Raw genomic sequence first — 18817 nt, 5'->3', positions numbered from 1 at the left:
CCCATTGCCGGGAATACTGTAAGGTAAGAAATGGGGAAAGGAGCGGATAACGTGATGGACGCTCACCGCGGTAACCCTAAAGAATGGATTCTCGGAGAATTGGCGGATAGCGCCGATGTGGAGAGCCGGAAGCTCGTGACGGACGCCGGGTCCGTCGATCTGATCTATATGACTTCCTTGTGCGATTCCCTTACGATCAAGCAATCCGTCGTCAAGCCGCTGTACGAGCTCGGCAATGAACGCAGGTATCACCAGTACATCACCTCATTCCCCGGGTCCAAGTCCTCCGATCATCCCAAGGAAGCTCTGGAGGCTGTACTCAGAGGGTATGCGCTCTTATTCGTCCATGGGGACATGGTGCTCTTCGATGCCAAAAAAATAGAAGCGAGTCCGGTCGCGGACGCCAAGGTGGAAAGCATCGTCCAAGGCCCTGCCGACTCCTTCACGGAAAGCCTGGAGACGAACATCAACCTGGTTCGCCGGCGCTACCCGTCTGAGGCTTTGAAGCTTGAGACGCGTACAATTGGGACCACAAGCCAGACGAAGGTCGCCATCGCCTATGACAAGAAACGGGTGAGTCCCAAGGTGCTGGACGAGCTTAGGGAGCGGCTGGATAGACTGGAGCTCGATATGCTTCAATCTGCCGGAGAATTGCTGCAGATTCTTTCCCCTACGAGGTTTAGCTTGTTCCCGACTATGATCGTGACGGAACGGCCGGACCGGGTGGTGAAGAACCTCTCGGAGGGTAAAATTGCAATCCTGCTGGACACATCGGGCTTTGTGATTGTTCTGCCCTCGGTCTTCTATGATTTTTTCTCGGCGATGGACGACAGGATTCAAATGCCGCTGGTCGGATTTTTTCTGAAGACGCTTCGGATGCTGGGGCTGTTTATGGCATTGACGATTCCGGCCTTTTACATCGCGTTCACCTCGTTCAATCCCGAGATTCTCAGAGTCCAGATTACTCTGCTGATCGCCGGAAGCCGTGCCTCCGTGCCATATCCCTCCTTCGTGGAGGTGCTGTTCATGCTGATCATGATGGAATTTCTCGTCGAGGCGAGCTTGCGGCTGCCCAAGTCGATCGGTCCGACAGCTACGACGGTTGGGGGATTGATTCTGGGTCAGGCGGCTACGGAAGCCGGTCTGGTCGGTAATATTATGATTATTCTCGTATCGGCCGTGGCGATTTCCAACTTTGTCATCCCGATCAACATGATGAACTTCTCGATCCGGGTCATCAAGTACGGGTTTGTTGGTTTGGCGACGGTTCTGGGTCTGGTCGGCATCGTGCTCGGCGTCATTGCGCTAATCATCTATTTGTCCAGCCTGCGGAGCTTCGGGGAACCGTACTTCACAATCATTCCGCCTGCCAAACGAAAAGGGGATGAGACCCTTGCTTAGTAGCAAATATTTTGCCTACCTGTTCATCATCAGTGCGCTGATCAACATCATCAACTTCGTACCGCGCACGCTGATCGATCATCGGTTCGATGGTGCTTTAATGTCCATTGCAGCCGCTATTGTCGTGGGCAGTGCGATGATGGTTCTGGTTACCTGGTCGATCCAGAAAATTCCCGGTATGGGCATGCCGGAGCTCTATGCCAAGGTGTTCCCTGCCTGGCTAAGCCGGGTGCTGCTGGGGGTGAATATGTGCTTTTGGTATTTAGGGGGCGCGGTGACACTGCTGTCCTTCGTCGATATCACCCAGCGCTTCATCAGCCCGGATGTCCCTCAAACGCTGATACTAACGGGCTTTTTGCTGATCGTCTGCTGGTCGGCACTGAAGAACTCGCGGACGATCGTATTTGCACTTGAGGCCATTCTGCTGATGAATCTGCCGCTCATCATCTATTTCTTCGTAAAGTCGGTGCTAAACCGTCATTTTAGCTGGGATGCGGTATTTTCTATGCTAACTCATGTCTGGAATGCGCCGAACTTCTCATCGATGAGCGGAGCCATTTTTATTTTTACCGGCTATGAAAGCGTCATTATCCTGAACAGGGTGCTGAAGCCGCTTCCGGTCAAACGGTTATGGCTGTTGTCCACGCTTAGTCTGGGCGTGCTGCTGACGACGTTCCTGATCCCGATCGCCTTCCATGGGACGATCGGGGTAGGCAATCACAGCTATCCCTGGTTTTCGACGGCGGATTCCATTCGTATCGTGTATTTCGTCTTCGAGCGCGTGTTGTTCATGTTCTATCTCATCTATCTGATGATGTCGCTGATGAATGCGATTATTAACTGGCACATTGGGGTCGAGCTGTTCAAGAGCATGTTCACCCCAACAGGACAGAGCACATATGCGCACAGGGGCGGCGTGGTACTCATCCTCGTGTTTGCCGCGGTTACGTATGCGCTGCGGGAGATGGATTATTTTTCCTTTCAGCAATACGGAATCCTCTTCCTCCAAATCAGGTTTATCGCAGAGATGCTATACGTCCTGATTTTCGTCTATGCCGTAAGGAGGTATGTTCAGCTATGCGCAAGACAGCTTTCGCTCTGATGTTGCTTATCCTGCTCTGCGGATGCGGATTCAAGGATGTGGACAAGCGTCACTTTGCTGTAGCGATCGGGTTCGACAAGTCCAAGCATCTGGAGGGCGGCTACAACATTCTGCTGAAGATCGCGATTCCCCAAGGTGATCCCAAAGGAGGAACCCAGCAGTTCGAGGTCATCCAAGAGGAGTCGAAGAGTATCGCAGAAGCGCTTCGCCGCTTGAAGTCCAAGGTCGACAAGGAGCTTGATTTCAGTCATACCAAGGCTATTCTGATCGGGGAAGGGCTGGCCAAGGAAGAAATTTCCCCGTTCATAGACTGGGCTTCCAGACGTAGGGACATTCAGCTCGTCGGTCTGGTCGCTGTCGCAATGCCTACTGCCGAGGCGGTGATGCAGGTGAAGCCGAAGGGAGAGCGCATCCCGGCTAATGCTCTGTTCCTGGCGCTGGGTGAGGAAGGAACCGAGTCGCCGTATATTATCGGCACGTATTTATTCGACCTGGAGCGCCGGCTGAGCGAGGAAGGGCTTGATCCGATCATCCCGATCGTCGAGGCGAGAAAAGGCGATCTGACCATCGAAAAGGCCGTGCTGCTTGACAAGACGAAAATTGTACTAGCGCTGACGCCTCAGGAGACCCGCCTGTACAAGCTGCTTACAAAGAATAATCTGAAGACGGACTTCGCGATTACCCAGCGGCAGGGGGTAATCTCGATGAATGTAGAACGCTCGAGAGCGGCTTACCGGATTGTCAACGAGCCGGAGGGCAAGTCCTATCTGCACTACCAGCTGAACCTGGAAGGAGATCTGGAGGAGGAGCACAATGGGATAAACAAGCTCGACCGGGAGACGATTCAACGATACACGCAAGCGTTCGAGGCTGAACTTAACCAGCAGGTAAAAGCGCTGCTCCAGAAGATGCAGCAGCATCATCTCGATCCTGTCGGATTTGGACTGCGTTATGCAGCGCACACGTGGAGCGTGAAGAATAAGGCGGAGGCGTGGAAGCAGTTGTATCCAGAGCTGGATATGAAAGTGACCTCGAAGGTGAAGCTCAAGGAAACAGGGGAAGTGCTGTAGGAGAATAAGGGGGTGTCCCGAAGCCATAGGGCTCAGGGGCACTCTAGCATAATACAACTCCCAATCAAAACGATATAAATCCAATCGTTGTTATATGGTTGCGCTTTCAGTGGTGCCCTATAATTAAGCGAGAGGTGATGACATGCTTGCTAAACTGACCAAATACCGCTGGCAGTACGTAATGATTTTACCCGGCATTATCCTGCTGTTTCTATTCAGCTATATTCCGATGGCGGGCATTCAAGTGGCATTCAAAAATTTTCATATCGGCTATACGATCTGGAATGCCCCGTGGACGGGATTTGAAAATTTTTCTTTTTTGAAGGATGACCAATTCTGGATGGTGGTGAGAAATACCATTGTCATCGCGCTGCTCAAGTTCGTATTCGGCTTTCCGGCGCCCATCTTGCTCGCCCTTCTAATTAATGAAGTGAGACATAACGGGTACAAACGGTTCGTTCAGTCCGTCAGCTATCTGCCGCATTTCTTTTCCTGGATTGTTGTCGCTTACATTCTTCAGTCGCTGCTGACGCTCGACGGCGGACTCGTCAATGAGCTGGTGCGTAAGGCCGGTAAAGATCCGATCTTCTTCCTCGGCTCCACGGACTGGTTTCGCCCGATGGTCGTGGTGAGCAGTCTTTGGAAGGAAGTCGGCTGGAACACGATCTTGTATTTGGCTGCCATTACGACCATCGATCCACAGCTCTATGAGGCGGCCAAGGTGGAAGGAGCGGGCAGAATGTCGCAAATCCGCCACATTACGCTGCCGGGCATTATGCCCACAATCTCCATCGTACTGATCCTGAGCATGCCAAGTTTAATTAACGTCGGTATGGATCAAATTTATCCACTAATGAATCCGGCCAACCAGCCGGTTGCGGACGTCCTGGATACTTATATTTTGCGCAACGGGCTTCAGCAAGGATATTTCGGAATGGCAACGGCCGTGGGCCTGCTTTCCTCCGCGATCAGCTTGATTCTCGTGCTGATAACCAATCAACTGTCGCGCAAAATAAACGGGGAGGGTCTCTGGTAACGTATGAAACGTTCATTTGGTGATAAAGCCGCTCAAGTCATCATCACGGCACTTTTGTTACTGCTGTGTGTCTCGGTCATCTATCCTTTCTTGTATATGTTGGCCATCTCGCTGAATACAGGGAGCGATGCAGCTAAGGGTGGCGTGTATCTGTGGCCGCGTGAGTTTACACTATATAATTTTCAGGTTGTGCTCGGCAATGAAGTGATACGGCAAGCTTATTGGGTGACGATTGCACGGACGATTGTGGGGACGATTGTGGGCCTGTCTGTTACGATGCTCGTTGCGTTCGGCTTGTCCTTCCGCAGCTTGCCACTCCGTAGGGTGCTGCTTGGTTATGTACTGATCACGATGTTATTTAATGGCGGACTTATTCCTTTGTATATCCAGTTGTATAATCTTTCGCTCATTAACTCGTTCTGGGTGTACATCCTGCCAAGCGCATTCTCGGCATGGAATATGTTCGTGATGATGAAGTTTATCCAGGGCATTCCCGATGCCTTGATCGAATCGGCCGAAATAGACGGTGCCCATCCGTTCCGGGTACTCTGGTCGATCATCTTGCCGCTGTCCAAGCCGATGCTGGCGGCGATTGGATTGTTCACCGCTGTCATGCACTGGAACGATTGGTTTGCCGGCGCGTTCTTTGTATCGGACCAGAAGCTGATTCCTGTACAGACGTTTCTCCAACAATTGCTGTCGGCACAGGACATGTCGGCCGTTCTTGGCGGCAACAACAACATGGAGGCACTGGTCAGAGGCACGAACATGGCGAGTGTGACGTTAATGTCGGTCAAGATGGCGACAGTCATGGTGAGCGCCATTCCGATTCTGTGCGTATATCCTTTCTTGCAGCGTTACTTTGTCAAGGGGGTACTGATCGGCTCTGTCAAGGGCTAGTGCTTCCGTCATCCATCGGCAAGTCACCTAAGATAGGAAAATGTCCTCAACGGGTGTAGGGGAACACCATATATAATGAAAAGACAGAAAGGGGAAAGTGCTCGTATGAAGAAGATCACGGTAAGGAAAAGCATGACGGCTGCATTGGCTGCGCTCATGCTGGGGCTGACGGCTTGCTCTGCCAGCAATGCTCCAGCAGGAGGGAAGGGGACAACACCTGGCGGAACCGCTTCGGACAACGGAAACAGCAAGGCCTTCAAGCTGTGGCTGGGTTGGACGGCGACCGTTAACAATGACAGTATGGTGCAAAAATATTGGAGAGAGCACGAGCCGGGCATTGATGTTAAGGTGGAAGCTACACAGGGGGATGCCGTGACGGCGCTCAATCTGAAGCTGAACACGGGGGGCTTCGAGGACGCGGCTTTGTTCAGCCGAAGCGATATCGTCAATACCTCCATGATTCGCTCGGGCAGTATTCTTCCGTTGGAGGAGTACTTTAATCAGCCTGACAAGTATCCCGGGCTGGCCTCGATTCCGAAGCAATACCTGGAGGCCATGAAGGACAAGGACGGTCACATCTGGTCCATCCCGACCTGGTTCGACCAAAACCCCGATAAGCCATGGCCGGGCTGGGCTTCCCTGGGATGGTTCATTCGTACCGATGTGCTGGAGAAAACCGGCATGAAGAAGGAAGAGCTTGCCACCTTGGAAGGTATCGAGAAGTATATGCGTCTTGCGGCCAAACAAACCGACGCATCGGGCAAACCGCTTCTTCCGCTCAGCTTCTTGTCGGATGCCAATGATGAGAATGTGATTCTAAGTACATTTGGCGTAACCACTTCGACGGCAGGCGGGGTGATCCCCGTGGAGAAGAAGGGGAGCGACTATGCATTTATTTACGATAATCCGCAATACAAAGCGGCCTATAAGTGGATGAATAAGATGTACCGTGAAAATCTGATCGACCATGAAGTGATTACCGACAAGAAAGAGCGCTATAAGGAGAAAAATAAAACAGGCCGAGTTGCGATGAATGTCGGAGGCTTTTTCAACATTGATCATCTGCTGTGGGAATCGCTTGACGGTCCAACTGAACCGGCTTGGTTCTATGAGACCATTCCATATCCGAAGGTCGATGGCGTAGAGCGGCTTGGCTTCAACCAAATCGTGAATCCATACCCAGGCAATGATCTTTACATTAGCAAAAATACGAAAAATGTAAGCGCCATTCTAAAATTTGTAGACTACACGCTGCAGCCTAAGGCTGAACAGCAGCATGTGACAACGGATGGGCCGGTAGGCGTATTCTGGAATTGGGTGGACAAGCCGCTCGGCAAATGGAAGTATGTGGATCCTAAATACCAAGAGCTGATCACATCCGGTGATGCAGTAAAAATGGCTAGCGCGGGCTCGGGACTGTTCTCCATCGCTTCCTACAACAATGATTGGTATCCCTGGTGGAACTATGAGATTATGAGTCCGAAGGGACGCCAGAAAACCATCGATTTCTCGCAGCAAATTGGTAAGATGGGAGCCGTTCGCGTGGCAGAGCCGCAAGATCGGGTAAAGGCTAAGCCTGGCGGCCTGTGGGAAAAATATTTGCCTGAGCTGGAAAATGTCCGTAAAGAATACAAAGCGAAGCTGCTTATGGCCAAGACGGACAACGAATTTGAACAGGCATGGACAGACTTCCAGGGTGCGTTGGAGAAACGTGCGCATTGGAGCGACCTCAAGAAGGAATGGCAGGAAACGCTGGCCCAAGGGGCCAAGGGTTGAGTTATGATTGGGTATGAAGGGAGGAGGAGCCGTCGGATGACGGCTTCTCTTTCCAATGATGTGAGGGTGAGGGCTCCATAACTGGAAGGCCTTGTCGTTCCCTGTGTATGAGGGATGCGGTATACTTTGGCTGTACAAAGGAGGGGCCGAGCCTTGCAATCGTGGTTGGAGAGAATGACCATTCGCTTTACCCGCAGTATGAACCTGCGCGGTAAGGTGCTGGTGATGTATGTTCTGATTTTGTTGGTTCCAACGCTGCTGTTAAGCGGGGCAGCTCTCTTCTTTGTCATTCAAAGCTATCAGAACAGCTATCTGATCACGATGGATGAAGTAGTACGGCAAACGGCCCGCAATGTTGATTTCGGCAAGCAAAGCTATGATCTGCTCGCGGTGCGCACGGCGACTGATAACGAGCTGATCGCGAGACTTGGCCGGAAGTATGACGATATGCCCGAAATTGTCGATACCGTTAACTATGTAGACCGCACCTTTCTGTTTACGAGCAAATATTTGCCGGGTATTGCCGACTTCCGCATCTATCATACGAATGAAACGCTGGTGCAGGATGGGCAGCTGTTGTGGCGGCCAGAGGGGCGAATGCTGGCCGGTAAGGATGAACGGATCTGGTACAAGGAGGCCGTACAATTTACTAGTTCACTGCGCTGGAGCAATGCGCCCGATCATCCGGACCAGATTGTCATTACCCGCAAAATGATTGATGACAGCGGGACTGCGCTAGGCATGGTTTATATTTTGCTTAATTATGATACCGTATTCAGCGAAATGCTGTCCCAGCCGTTCAAGGGACGGGGCAGTCTGTATGTCATTGACAGCGAACAACGGATCCTCGCCGCAACCGATCGCTCCAAAATCGGGGGCAGTCTCTTGTACGATGCCTTGGGGAAAGAGAAGATAACGGATAGGGACGTTAATCTTGCGGCAACTCACGAGCTGCAAATTATGAAGCCGCTTTCTTCAGGCTGGCAGGTTGTCGCGCTTATTCCGATGAAATACTTTGATACACAGAACGTCACGGTGCTCGTGCTTATTTCTGCCATAACGCTATTCTTCCTGCTGCTGTCCACTTTTCTGATGATGACGATCGTCAAAAATATTGTATCTCGTATCCGCAAGCTAGGCGGCAGAATGAGCAACCTCTCGCGGGGGGAATTCGAAGTTAGTGTTCGCAATGCGCATCAGGATGAGCTGGGGGAGCTGGAGAGGATGTTTGGCTCCATGTCCCAGCAGATCGGGAAGCTGGTCGACGATATCACGCAGGCAGGCAAGCTGGAGAAGGAGCTGGAGTTTAAAGCGCTGCAGGCGCAAATTAATCCGCACTTTGTGTACAATTCGCTGAGTCTGCTGCGTTGGCGGGCGCTCGATGCCGGAGATGAGGAGCAGATCCGCATTATCGATGCCTTGACGACCTTCTACAGGCTTACGCTCAACAACCGGACCGGCATGATTCCGATTCATGACGAGCTTCAGCACGTGAAGGCGTATCTGGATATTCAGCAGTTTCGTTACATGGGCCGCGTACGCATCGAATGGGATATCGAGGAAGGTGTCGGTGGGCTGTATACACTCAAAACCATGCTGCAGCCAATTGTAGAGAACTGCTATATGCATGGTGCCGTGAGCCGAAAGAAGAATGCTCTGATTCGCATATCCGTCTCCAGGATGGACGATCAGGTGTTGTTCAGCGTGTATGACAACGGCCAGGGGATTCCGGAACAGGAGCTGAAGGCTATTCAAGCCGGGACATATGTCGGCAAGGGCAACGGATTTGGCACTTCAAATATTAAGGAACGGTTGGCGCTTTATTTTGGCGATCAGGCTGAGTTTAGGCTGGAGAGTCGGGAAGGCGAATGGACACGTGTCTCGATAATCATACCGGCCAGTCTGGAACAGCTGTCCATCAAGGGGGAAAATCATGCTGCTGAACGTGATGATCGTGGATGACGAACCTTCCAATATTTACGGGCTGGTCCGCTATATCAAGTGGAAGGAGCTGGGGTATGCGCAGCCGGTCACCGTGGAGTCGGGAGAAGAAGCCATGGAGATATTGGCGGAGATGCCATGCGATGTGCTGGTATCCGATGTGTCCATGCCCGGCATGAACGGCATAGAACTGGTTGTCCGGGCCAAGGAGCTTCATCCGCAGCTGCAGGTGCTGATGATCAGCGGGTACAATGAATTTGAGTTTGTGCAGGATGCGATTCATGTCGGTGCGCAGGCCTATGTGCTCAAGCCTCTGAAGCTGGAGGAAGTGTCCAGCAGGCTGACGGTCATCCGCCATGCGATCGAGAAGACACGACGGATTATCGAACAGACGGCTGAGCTGGAGCAAAAAATATCAGGCAGCCTGAGGCTGGTAAAGGAAAGGTTCGTCAGTGATTTGATATCCGGTCTGGCGCTGACCGATGATCTGCTTGCTTCTTGGAGTGACTTGCTGCCGCTTCCGGACTGCCGGCAGGGGCTGCAGGTGACGCTTTTCGGCCTGGATCATTTTTTGTCACCGGGCAGGGATGCGAAGGAGCGGATGCGTCTGGGAAGCGGGTTCAAGAAATCGGTCGACATCGGGCTATCCGACTTCGATACGCTGTATGTCACGCAGACGCGGCCGGATGAAATGGTCGTGCTGCATGCCGGAACTTCGCCGGATGACAAGGCGAGGGCCGAGAAGCAGGCGCAATTTATCCAGAGGATGATGCAGGAGCAGTACGGCTGCACCGTCACGGTCAGCAGCAGCCGGATCGGGACCGAGTGGGATGAGGTGCCGTTGCTGTACAAAGAAGCGAGGTTTATGATGGCGAAGGCCAGACTCGTGGAGGATGGCCAGATTGTGCGGCGGGATCGTTTGGATGAGACGGAATTCAAGAGCTACCGGCTGCGCGAGGAGTTTATCCCCCAGATGGTCAGCTTGATGGAGCAGGGAGATGCGGCCAAGGTTAGTGAATATCTCGGACGTATGCTCGACATGCTGCTGGCTGAGGAACCGGTCTCCTTCTCTTATGTCCAGGCCCTCGGCATGAGCTTCCTGAGCGAGCTTATTCGGATGCTGAAGGCCAAGGACGCCGCAGACAACGAAACGAACCTGGTCATGTGGCGCCAATTGCTGGAATGTACCGAGACCGAGCAAGTGATCGAGCTTCTGATCGGAGCTGTCGACCGTTACATGCAGGAGGAAGGGAAGGAGCGCCAACATCAGCAGCATCATCTGATCCGGCAAATCGCCTCATTTATTGAAACGCATATTCAGGAAAGCTGGACGGTCCGACAACTGGCTGAGCAGTTCAATCTGAACGCCAGCTATCTTAGCGTGTTGTTCAAGAAAGAGATGGGACGCACCATCTCGGAGTTTGTGCAGGATACCCGAATCGAACTGGCGAAGAGGCTGCTTCAGGACCCTGGGATTAAAGTGTATGAGGTGGCGGAGATGGTCGGCATTCAAACGTCAGCTTATTTTACGTACGTGTTCAAGAAGAGCGTAGGCAGTACGCCTCAGGAATTCAGAGATTATCATTATTCTCGTTCATCCTGATCGATGAGGCTCGGGCAAGCCGAAGGGGTGCTCCCCGAAGTCCATAACCATGGCTTCAGGGAGCACCCCTTCATCTAATTGTACAGTGAGCTTGCTATTAGCCGGAGATTTCCGTAATCTTCACCAGTTTGCTGCTCAGATCGGACTTCAGGTCCAGATCGATGCCCCGGTTCATCAGCGCGCTGCCGCTCAGCGGCTGCTCGAACTCGCTGACCTGATACAAGGCATCGCTCTTCAGTCCGCGCAAGTAGATGCGAGGAGAAGGGTTCTGGAATTTCCGCGGATGCATCAGGGCGATGAGTACCGACTCGCGCTGATCCTCCGTGACGTACTGGACAGCCGTCGTATTGCCCGCTCTCGGGGAGAGCAGGCGATACTGGTTGCCCTTCTGCACGATATGACGGATCGCCTTGTATTCCTCTACCCACCTGCGGGACTCTTCCAGCTCTTCCTCCGACCAGTTCAGCAGGTTGCCGCCGATACCGAGCGAGCCCATCATGGACGAATGGAAGCGGTACGCGACGGAAGCCGGACGGTTCTTCATCCACTTGCCGGCGTCAGCCACCCAGCACATCATCGCCTGAGCGGAGTAAGCGAGCGAGTAGCCCTCCTGGATGAAGAGGCGCTCGTAAGGGTCGGTATTGTCACTGGTCCAGACCTGATCGGTCAGCTGCATAATGCCCAGATCGATCCGTGCGCCGCCGCCGGAGCAGGCTTCAATGGCGACAGTTGGATGCTTGGCGCGCAGGCGGGCGAGAATGTCATACAGCCCTTGCACGTGGCGCACCCAGATTTCCTTGTGAATCTCCTGCGGCGCTTCCAGCCAGCCGACTTCGCTAAGGGAACGGTTCATATCCCATTTGACGAAGGAGATGTTGTTCTCGCTCAGCAAGTTGTCCAGCATCTCGAAGATAAAGGACTGCACCTCAGGTCTGGCGACATTAAGCACCAGCTGGTTCCGGCTCTCGGTCCGCGGACGGGTAGGGAAATGATAGATCCAATCCGGATGCGTGCGGTACAGGTTGCTGTCCGCATTGACCATCTCCGGCTCAACCCAGATGCCGAATTTCATCCCCAGTGCTTCCACCTTGTCGATGAGCGGCTTCAGCCCGTGAGGGAACTTCTCGGGGTTGACCGTCCAGTCGCCCAGACCGGCCCGGTCATGGTTGCGCTGACCGAACCAGCCATCGTCAATGACGAAGAGCTCAACGCCCATCGCTGCCGCTTTCTCGGCCAGCTTCGTCTGCCCTTCCTCGTTGACGTCGAAGTAGGTTGCCTCCCAGGAGTTGTACAAGACCGGGCGCAATCCTTCCGAGATCGGCTTAGGCAGGATATGCTCGCGTTGGTAACGGTGGAAATTGCGGCTCGCCTGGCCGAAGCCTTCGCGAGAATAACCGCCTATGAATGCAGGCGTTTGGAACTTGGTTCCGCCTGCCAGATGCCAGGAGAAGTCGAAATCATTCACCCCGCCGCTCACCTGCAGCAGCTTGAACGGGTTGAACTCCACCGTAATCTTCCAGTTGCCGCTCCAGGCGAGCGCACCGAACCAGACATCGCCGTGATCCTCGGTTGCTGTGCCCCGGTCAATGGCAAACCAAGGGTTAGCCTGGCCGCCTGTATTGCCGCGCCGGCTCTCCAGCGTCTTCTTCCCAGGTGTGATCTCATCCTGATAAATCTGGGTTTCTTCGATCCATTTGCCGGCCAGATGAGTCAAGCGGTAACGGTCGCCTCTTGGCGCATGCCAGGTCGCAGAGAGCGCTTGCTCCAGCGTAATCGGCTGCTCGCCGGTGTTCTCGATCACGGCGAACCGCTCGATGATGTCATGCTTCGGATACAGACGATAATGCAGCTGCACGAGCAGCGGATAGACGGTATCCTTCAGCACGATGATCAGCTCGTCGCGATCCGCGCCTTCCGTAATATGATGCTCTTGGTAGACCAGCTTGGTGTCCCGAACCTGATCCGGGAAGGTCGCTTTCAGACAAGGCTCGTAATAGTACATCCCGCCCCAGGCCGGGAACTCCTGCTGGAGAATGCCTCCGGACGGCTCGAAGGAAGAATGATGAATGGCGGCTTGATCGGAGGCCGGCAGGTCTGTCACGTAAGGAAGCTTAGGGCCGTAGTAAAGATGCTGCAAAGTGCCGCTCGCATGAACGCCCAAGCCATACGATAAGTTTGTTCCTTGAAGGAGCCAACGTGAGCTTTCTTTATCATACAGGATTGACATAGGAATTCGCCTCTTCTCGTTTAGTGAATATTCACTTTGTAAATATAAAATATTTCACTGAAAAAAGAAAGCGTTTTTTATTTTAACGTTATTCGGCACTGTTTGAAAATAAGTGAATCTTCTTACAGAGCCTATGAATTCTATTCGTACCTAGCGAAATGACTCATTTTAGTTCATATTTACTTAAAAAATTACTGAAAAAATGATTGAAACGGCTTTTCATCAATTGTTAACTTGTACGAAATCGTTTAGAATAAAGAATTAATTGACATTATAGACAGGGTGAAGTCATGGCAACCATTCGTGATATTGCAAAGCTCGCAAGTGTGTCGAGTGTGACCGTCTCCCGGGTGCTTAACAGGGACAGCAGCCTGTCCGTTTCCGACGATACCCGGCAGCGTATCCTTGCTATCGCCGAGGAGCTGAACTACCAGACGCCCCGCAGCCGCAAAGCGTCGGTAAACAAGTCTAGCTTAGATCCGCATGATCTGTCCCATATGAAGATCGGTACGGTTATGTTTCTGACGGAAGATCAGGAGGAGCACGATTATTATTTTCACGGGATTAGGCAGGGAATCGAGAAGGAGTCCGCCGCATCCGGCATCCGAATGGCCGATATATTCAGAATGACGCAGGATGAAGCGCTGGACATGAACTTCGGCGATATGGACGGCGTGATTTTCCTGGACAGGCCTTACGACTTGAATCCGCAGAAGATCAAGTATAGTCCCCCTATTGTATTTGTCGATTCGGCACCCGATGTCGAAAGCTTCGATTCGATTGTGATCGACTTCGAGCGGGCTACGAACCTGGCGCTTGATCATCTGTCGGAGCAGGGGCATACGAAGATTGGCTTTATCGGGGGGAACCGTACCTATGGCAAGGATCAGCGGCAGCATTACTATGAGCGATACATGAAGGAGCGGGAGTTGTTCAACCCTGAGCATGTCTTCGTCGGCGGCTGGTCGACGTCTGAGGGCGACCGGCTCATGAGCGAAGCGCTTCAGAAGGGGGATCTGCCTGCGGCGTTCTTCGTCGGCAACGATGCGCTGGCGGTGGGAGCGATACATGCCGTCAAGGAAGCTGGGCTGCGCGTGCCGGAGGATGTGGCCATCGTCGGGTTCAACGACATGGAAATTGCCGAATACATGAGCCCGCCGCTGACATCGATCCGCATTCAGCCTGAGCTGATGGGGAGAATGGCAGTGAAGCTGCTGGTTGATCGCATCAAGGGAAGGGACATTCCGGTCCAGGTGGTCGTGCCTTCCCAATTAATCGTGCGCAGCAGCTCCGGACGGTAAACGGCGTTCTGCTAGGATGAAATTAGCGAACGAAACCTAGTATTGAACCTATGTCCCTGCAAGAAGAGTCCTTATTCTAAAAGGGCTTTTTTCTATTGGCTATGTTAAATTCTAATGTTGATATTTGACCATAAGAAAACCGTCTTCATTGAAAAGACGGTTTATTGCTATCGTTCTCCGATAGCGTAAGGGATTGTACTTGAACCTTTTTATACGCTTCACCGTGCTGTTTAAAACGGTGGAGTCCCTGACAGAAAGTTTCCCAACATCCTTATTAAATATTCATTGACATATAGTTTTTTCCTTCAATAAAACCAAGACCTTCATACATCGGTTTTGCCATATCAGACGAATGAAGCAGAATTTTTCTAATTCCCTGCGTCTTCAAATCTCCTACTGCTTCACTAACAAGTCTGGATACTATACCTTGACGACGGTAATTTGGGATTGTGAAAACATTAGTCATATATGCAACCAATCCAGAAGGATTCTCAAATCTTGGTGCAAATCGACATAAGCAAAAACATACTGATGATACAACTACTCCGTCATCTTCAGCAACCCATGCAACGAGTGACTTGTCCGATAATGAGGAATCAAAGTAATTTCTAAATGCTTCATCCATACTACTGTTATCCTCATTACATAACAATATCTTACGAAAATTAATTAATTGCGGTATATCGGTTGTAATAGCTTTTCGAAATAGCACAATTGACTTCCTTCCTGTTAATAAGTGATATCGAAAATAACTGCCAGTTAGCTTAAGAAGAATAAGCAGAAAGCCGAAGTTTGGTGTTACTGTCGATCACAGTAAACAGGCATGATTTGACCAACATATTTTTCTAATTCGATGCGGTATTCTCATAAGAAATTACGACATGATATTGGTATTATAGAAAATTTTGCCCTTCATTTGTCCTTGATTAAATCTGAAATTAAAATACCGTTTATTTTCAGTCCAGTAATGTCGCAATCGGTTATCTCAACATTGGTTAAATCACAATTTCTTAATTGCCCATTAGAAAGGTTGCAGTTATGAAAGCTTACTGGTTTATATAGCCCATCGGGCTTGTAGTTTCCATCTCCCTCCATAGGAAGAACCACATGATGAAACTCTGTGCCAAACAGATGGACATGATCAATAACAGCGTGGCTAAAATTTGCATGCTGAATGCCTAAACCTGACAAGTTTGCGTTCGAGATTTTAGTTTCACGCATATTAACATCGTTTAAAGTCATTTCACTCATATTTACGTTATTCATTGTCGTCTTCGCCAAACTGACATTATCAATATCAAGCTCCTCAGCTCTAACCTCCTGCCACTTGGACACCGATATATCCACATTTTTCAAATCCCGCGGTTCAGCTTTTAAGCTCATTCCCATGTCTCCCTTGATTATAAATTTTGCTGCAATCGTAACTTCGACATACGTCTCGAATCCCCTTTTTTATCCAATTATCTTTACTCCTGTTTAGTTTTCATGCAAGTTGCCAATAGGCGAGGTGAATAGCAAACATACCATCATGAATTTGTAATTTTGGACAAATAATCATAACGTCAGTCAAAGACAATCTTCCCTAAAAACGATTACATTGGAGAGGAACAATCAGATCAGGGGAGAGTGAATGCGCCGTGAAGAACCGAAAAGTGATGTTCATGAGCCCGCTGCAGGTGCAGACGGTCGAAGAGGAATATGTGCCTGGAGGTTTGGGCGATAATGAAATTTCAGTCAAATTGATTTATTCCCTAATCAGTCCCGGGACGGAACAGGCCATGCTCGCAGGAACGGAATCCTGGGCCCAGCTTCCGCTCTGCCCGGGGTATGCCAGTGTGAGCCGGGTGTTGGAGGCGGGACAAGGGGTCAAGGACTTCAAGCCGGGTGATGTCGTGTTCCACTACGGCAGTCACTGTGAGTATCAGACGGTGGAGGTCCGGGATGTGGTACTAAAGGTGCCTGACGGGCTGAATCTGAAGTGGGTGCCGTTCACACGTATGGCCACGGTGGCGTTTACGTCACTGCGGGTTTCCAATATTGAGCTGGGCGATAAGGTCAGCGTGACCGGTCTTGGCTTGGTCGGCAATCTGGCTGCACAGCTCGCCCGCCTGCAGGGCGCGACAGTGATCGGGGTGGATCTTTCGAAGGAACGTCTGCGCACCGCCAGTCAATGCGGCGTGAACTATACGCTGGAGGCCGGCAGCGGAGTGAAAGAGAAGCTGATGGAGATAACGAGGGGCAACGGGGTATCCAGCCATATCGAGGCTACCGGTGTACCCCAGGTAGCTGTGGAGAGTCTCCAATATATCGGCAGCGAGGGCGAGATTATTCTGCTGGGCAGCCCGCGAGGAGTCTTCAATACTAACGTGACGGATGTGCTCAACTATTCCCATCTGGCTAACTTTGGCTGCATCACGTTCAAAGGGGCCCATGAATGGCGTTACCCGACGGAGCCAGACCGCTTCGTGAAACACTCGCTGGTGAGAAATTCACTCATTGTATTCGACTTGATGCAGCGGCAACAGCTGCAAATCGAACCGCTGATCAGCCATGTGATCAAGCCCGAGCAGGCTGCTGATGCCTACCAGGGGCTAAGAACGGATAAGGACAGGTACAATGGGGTCTTGTTCGACTGGTCTGCGGAAGGAGAAGCGAGATGATTAGAGGAGTGACCCGAGCCGGTCTCGGTGAGATCGGCTCCAACGAGGCCTATATCCGGCATGCGGCGGAATTTGGATTTCAGTCGGTGGATCTGAATCCGCTCGAATTAACCGGGGAATATGGAACAGCGGGGGCGGCCGAGCTGTTAGCCCATCATGGCGTGATCATCGGCTCCTTCGGACTGGAGGCGGACTGGCGCGGCTCGGAGGATGCGTTCAGAGAAGGGCTTCCAAGGCTTGTACAGATGGCCGAAGCAGCAGCCGCACTTGGATGTACGTCCTGCGGTACGTATATACTGCCTGCGACGGATCTGCCAGCTGCTCCGTTCATGATTGCGGCAACTAGGCGGCTGCGGCTATGCGCCGATATCCTGGGCGCTTACGGTATCTCCTTGGGGTTGGAGTTTGTCGGGCCGCATCACCTGCGCACGCAGTGGGCTAACCCGACCCTCTGGACGATGCAGGATACGCTGGACTGGATCGATGCGATTCATGTGCCTCATGTAGGTCTCTTGCTGGATTCCTACCATTGGCATACGAATGGGCTAACGACCTCAGACCTGCTCGCGTTAAGGCCGGATCAGATTACATTCGTCCATATTAACGATGCGAAGCCGCTGCCGATCGGTGAGCTGCTGGATTCCGACCGGCTGTACCCGGGTGAAGGAGCTATCGACCTGACAGGCTTCCTGAGAAGCCTGAAGCACATCGGATACACCGGGGTCGTGGCCCAGGAAGTGCTGGCACCCGCTAGCGGGGAGAGCTCGCTAGAGCTGTTAGCCCGCTCGAAGGCGGGCTTCGACAAGCTCTTTCAGGAGCTGTAGGAGAGCGGTTCCAGGCACCGGCCCATTATGGGCTGTTCAAGCAATCCCGCAGGGTAGAGGAGGATGTTATTGATGGCCGAACGATCAAGATTTCAAGGGAAAATAGCTGCTCACGCCATCACTTGGGGACAGCAGCATCTTCAAGCGGTACAGGACATTTCGAAGCTTGGTTACAGGGGAATTGAGCCGTGGGCTTCTTTCGCCCTTCAATATGAGGATCGTCCGCAAGCGTTTCGAGAGCTTCTATCCGGTTACGGACTGTCCATGACGGCTTTATATGGAGGAGCGTCCGGTGGACAAGATGAAAGCTTCGGCAGCCTGGCCGCGCGGGAACGGATTCTGGGGTACAATGTACGCCTGGCCAACCTGCTGGCAGCCTGCGAAGCGGATATTCTAGTGCTCGGACCTGGCGGTACACGCAGCCGTCCCACGACGCCGGAGGAGCTGAAGATTGCTGCGGAGACGGTCAATGAATTGGCGAGGCGCACCGCTGCTATCGGGGTAAAGGCCTGCCTTCATCCTCATCTGTGGACGGAAGTGCAGGATGAGCACGAAGTAGCGGCGATGATGGAGCTGACCGACCCGGATCTCGTATACTTTGCCCCTGATTCGGCCCATCTGCTGGGCGCGGGCATGGATCCTGCCGCTATCATCCGCAAGTACGGGGACAGAGTGGCGTACGTCCATCTCAAGGACTTGACCCCTAGACCGGACAATCCAGATCATGAACGGGGCGAGGAGCTGCCCTTCTTCTGCGAGCTTGGACAGGGAAGTGTCGATACCTCCTCCGTCCTAGAAGTTCTGACGGAAATCGGCTATACTGGTTGGGTTACGCTCGAGGTAGACGAGTCGGGGAATTCCCCTTACCAGAGTATGGAAATATGCCGTGATTATGTAGAACGGCAGTTGGGAATTCCGGTCAGGGGATAGGGGAACGTTCAATAGGAAGATCGGCTGTACAGCAGGGAGGGCAACC

The 18817-nt window shown here is 52.2% G+C and carries 15 protein-coding genes; 12 read left to right on the top strand and 3 right to left on the bottom strand.

Annotated features, from left to right (window positions below):
* The first annotated feature begins 54 nt into the window (after positions 1–54).
* From WMW72_RS28445 to WMW72_RS28410, 8 genes are all read left to right on the top strand, one after another.
* Complete coding sequence (locus WMW72_RS28445) at positions 55–1401, top strand: spore germination protein (protein ID WP_341419038.1); 1347 nt, start codon at positions 55–57, stop codon at positions 1399–1401.
* Positions 1394–2503, top strand: a complete 1110-nt coding sequence (locus tag WMW72_RS28440; protein WP_341418974.1) for a GerAB/ArcD/ProY family transporter — start codon at positions 1394–1396, stop codon at positions 2501–2503. Before WMW72_RS28445 ends, WMW72_RS28440 begins: the two co-directional genes overlap by 8 nt.
* On the top strand, positions 2479–3573 hold the full coding sequence (locus WMW72_RS28435) for a Ger(x)C family spore germination protein (protein WP_341418973.1): 1095 nt from the start codon (positions 2479–2481) through the stop codon (positions 3571–3573). The genes WMW72_RS28440 and WMW72_RS28435 overlap by 25 nt, the downstream gene beginning before the upstream one ends.
* Positions 3574–3715: 142 nt before the next feature.
* Positions 3716–4609 carry an ABC transporter permease gene (locus tag WMW72_RS28430; RefSeq protein WP_341418972.1) on the top strand — a complete coding sequence of 298 codons (894 nt, stop codon included), beginning with the start codon at positions 3716–3718 and terminating at the stop codon, positions 4607–4609.
* 3 nt (positions 4610–4612) lie between these two features.
* A complete protein-coding gene (locus tag WMW72_RS28425) occupies positions 4613–5509 on the top strand; it encodes a carbohydrate ABC transporter permease (protein ID WP_341418971.1) in 897 nt (298 codons plus the stop codon).
* Positions 5510–5614: 105 nt separating this feature from the next.
* Complete coding sequence (locus tag WMW72_RS28420; protein WP_341418970.1) at positions 5615–7285, top strand: type 2 periplasmic-binding domain-containing protein; 1671 nt, start codon at positions 5615–5617, stop codon at positions 7283–7285.
* Between the two features lie 153 nt (positions 7286–7438).
* Positions 7439–9247: a sensor histidine kinase gene (locus WMW72_RS28415; protein WP_341418969.1), complete on the top strand. Its 1809-nt coding sequence runs from the start codon at positions 7439–7441 to the stop codon at positions 9245–9247.
* Positions 9219–10829, top strand: a complete 1611-nt coding sequence (locus tag WMW72_RS28410) for a response regulator (protein WP_341418968.1) — start codon at positions 9219–9221, stop codon at positions 10827–10829. Before WMW72_RS28415 ends, WMW72_RS28410 begins: the two co-directional genes overlap by 29 nt.
* A 97-nt stretch (positions 10830–10926) precedes the next feature.
* Here the strand turns inward: WMW72_RS28410 and WMW72_RS28405 are convergent, their stop codons facing one another.
* A complete protein-coding gene (locus tag WMW72_RS28405; protein ID WP_341418967.1) occupies positions 10927–13056 on the bottom strand; it encodes an alpha-galactosidase in 2130 nt (709 codons plus the stop codon).
* Positions 13057–13346: 290 nt separating this feature from the next.
* On the opposite strand from WMW72_RS28405, the gene WMW72_RS28400 reads away from it, so the two are divergent.
* Positions 13347–14357 (top strand): LacI family DNA-binding transcriptional regulator, encoded by a 1011-nt coding sequence (locus tag WMW72_RS28400; protein WP_341418966.1) that lies wholly within the window; start codon positions 13347–13349, stop codon positions 14355–14357.
* 274 nt (positions 14358–14631) lie between these two features.
* Here the strand turns inward: WMW72_RS28400 and WMW72_RS28395 are convergent, their stop codons facing one another.
* A complete protein-coding gene (locus tag WMW72_RS28395; RefSeq protein WP_341418965.1) occupies positions 14632–15069 on the bottom strand; it encodes a GNAT family N-acetyltransferase in 438 nt (145 codons plus the stop codon).
* A 200-nt stretch (positions 15070–15269) separates the two neighbouring features.
* Positions 15270–15740 carry a pentapeptide repeat-containing protein gene (locus WMW72_RS28390; RefSeq protein ID WP_341418964.1) on the bottom strand — a complete coding sequence of 157 codons (471 nt, stop codon included), beginning with the start codon at positions 15738–15740 and terminating at the stop codon, positions 15270–15272.
* A 254-nt stretch (positions 15741–15994) separates the two neighbouring features.
* On the opposite strand from WMW72_RS28390, the gene WMW72_RS28385 reads away from it, so the two are divergent.
* The 3 genes from WMW72_RS28385 to WMW72_RS28375 all read left to right on the top strand — a co-directional run bounded on the left by WMW72_RS28385 (position 15995) and on the right by WMW72_RS28375 (position 18771).
* The gene (locus WMW72_RS28385) at positions 15995–17017 is read left to right on the top strand and encodes a zinc-dependent alcohol dehydrogenase (RefSeq protein WP_341418963.1); all 1023 of its coding nucleotides are present in this window, start codon (positions 15995–15997) and stop codon (positions 17015–17017) included.
* Positions 17014–17841, top strand: coding sequence for a sugar phosphate isomerase/epimerase family protein (locus WMW72_RS28380; protein ID WP_341418962.1), 828 nt, complete (start codon positions 17014–17016; stop codon positions 17839–17841). The genes WMW72_RS28385 and WMW72_RS28380 overlap by 4 nt, the downstream gene beginning before the upstream one ends.
* A 72-nt stretch (positions 17842–17913) precedes the next feature.
* Positions 17914–18771: a sugar phosphate isomerase/epimerase family protein gene (locus tag WMW72_RS28375; RefSeq protein WP_341418961.1), complete on the top strand. Its 858-nt coding sequence runs from the start codon at positions 17914–17916 to the stop codon at positions 18769–18771.
* Positions 18772–18817 lie beyond the last annotated feature (46 nt).

The sequence above is a fragment of the Paenibacillus filicis genome, from assembly GCF_038070315.1.
Lineage (GTDB): Bacteria > Bacillota > Bacilli > Paenibacillales > NBRC-103111 > Paenibacillus_G > Paenibacillus_G filicis.
This window is presented reverse-complemented; position numbering and strand designations above follow the sequence as displayed.